Genomic DNA, 2,198 nt, shown 5'->3' on the forward strand with positions numbered 1-2,198 from the left:
TCGGCCGAGCAGCGGCTAGAGGCGGCGCGGGAGATGGCGCAGGAGCTGGCCGACCGCTACGGCGCGGCCGTGGACTTCGCCATTCATGCGCCGCACGAGGCGAGCGACGTTCGCAATCACCATGCCCATTTGCTTATGACCACGCGGCAGGTGACGGAGGGCGGGTTAGGCGACAAGACCTATCTTGAGCGCGAAAACAAATGGCTGTTGGCGCACGACCTGCCGACGACCGATATGCAGCTCCGCGACCTTCGCCAGAGGTGGGAGGGGATCGCCAACGAGCGGCTTGCGATGGCCGGGCTAGATATTCGCATCGACCATCGTTCGCATATGGAGCGCGGGCTAGAGATCGCGCCAACCGAGCATATGGGCGTCCATGCCACGCAGATGGAGCGGCGCGGCCTCGACGTGTCGCGGTCGCGGCTGGACGAGGAAGCGGCCCGGCGCAATGCCGAGCTGATCCGAGAGAAGCCCGAGCAGGTTCTAACCCTCATCACCGGCGAAAAGAGCGTGTTCGACCGGCACGACGTTGCGCGGGCGCTGCATCGCTACATCAACGACGACCCGCAGGAGTTTCAGAGCGCCTTCGCCAAGGTGATGGCCTCGCCGGCGCTGGTCGAGCTTCAGCCCGAGCGCGCGGACCCGGCAACGGGCGAGATCGAGCTTGCGCGGTATTCGACGCGGGAAATGGTCGAGATCGAATCCGGCATGATCGAGAGCGCGCAGCGGATGCACGGCGCGCATGGTCATGGCGTCGATCGCCGGCATGTCGAGCGGGCGATAGATCGGCAGGACGCCGCCATTCAGCGCAGCGCCGGCGATGCTTCCGCCCGGTTGTCCGACGAGCAGCGCCGGGCGATCGAGCATATCACCGGGCCGGAGCGGATCGCGGCCGTTGTCGGCTATGCCGGCGCTGGCAAGTCCACCATGCTCGCGGCGGCGCGCGAGGCATGGGAGGCCGAGGGCTATCAGGTCCACGGTGCGGCCTTGTCGGGGAAGGCGGCCGAGGGCTTGGAGGAAAGTTCCGGCATCCAGAGCCGCACCCTCGCGTCATGGTCCCGCGGTTGGGAGAACGACCGCGGCACGATCGGCCGCGGCGACGTGTTCGTGATCGACGAGGCGGGCATGGTCGGGAGCCGCCAGCTCGCCCGCTTCGTTGGCGAGGCCGAGGCGCGCGGGGCGAAGATCGTCCTTGTAGGCGACCATGAGCAGCTACAGGCGATCGGGGCCGGCGCACCGTTCCGGGCGATCACGGAGGAAATCGGCCATGCCGAGCTGTCCGAGATTCGCCGGCAGCGCGTGGACTGGCAGCGGGAGGCGTCGGTTGACTTCGCCACGCACCGGACGGCCGAGGGGCTGGCGGCCTATCGGGATCGCGGCAATATCAGCTTTGCCGAAACCGGCGAGGACGCGCGGGGCCAGATCGTGCGGGATTATCTTGCCGACCGCGACGAGCGCCCGGACGGCACCCGCGTAGCGATGGCGCATCGCCGGGCCGATGTTCGGGCGATCAATGACGCGATCAGGACCGAGCTACAGGACCGGGGCGAGCTGGCGCAGGGCGAGGACGCCGGCGCGCTGACCTTCCAGACCAATGACGGAAAGCGGGAGTTCGCGCCCGGCGACCGCATCGTGTTCTTGGAGAACAACCGCGACCTTGGCGTGAAAAACGGGATGCTTGGCACGGTCGATCATGTCGAGCCGGGCCGCATCATTGCCACGCTCGACGGCCGGGGCGGCGATAGTGTTTCCGTGCCGATGGGCGATTATCAGGCGATCGACCACGGCTATGCGACGACGATTCACAAAAATCAGGGGGCGACGGTGGACCGCGCCTATGTGATGGCGTCGGGGACGATGGACCGGCATCTAACCTATGTCGCCATGACCCGGCATCGTGACGGGGTGCAGCTCTACGCCGCACAGGACGAGTTCACCAATGCCGGCCGGCTGGTCGAGCATGGGGCCGCGCCCTATGAGCATGACCCGCAGAAGTCCGACAGCTATTTCGTGACGCTGGAAAACGACAAGGGCGAGCAGCGCACCCTATGGGGCGTCGATCTTGAGCGCGCCATGAAGGAGGCCGCGCCCGAGATCGGGGAGAAGATCGGCCTACAGCATGAGGGTTCCACCCCCGTCACCTTGCCGGATGGGACGCAGACGCACCGCAACACATGGAAGGTTCAGGACGCCGGCGA

At 66.9% G+C, this 2,198-nt stretch carries 1 protein-coding gene; it reads left to right on the forward strand.

Annotated features, from left to right (window positions below):
- Positions 1-2,198, forward strand: a 2,198-nt coding sequence (traA, locus tag FG152_RS27065; RefSeq protein WP_498989448.1) for a Ti-type conjugative transfer relaxase TraA, incomplete at both ends; no start/stop codon positions are given.

This window comes from Ochrobactrum sp. XJ1, from assembly GCF_024701725.1.
Lineage (GTDB): Bacteria > Pseudomonadota > Alphaproteobacteria > Rhizobiales > Rhizobiaceae > Brucella > Brucella anthropi.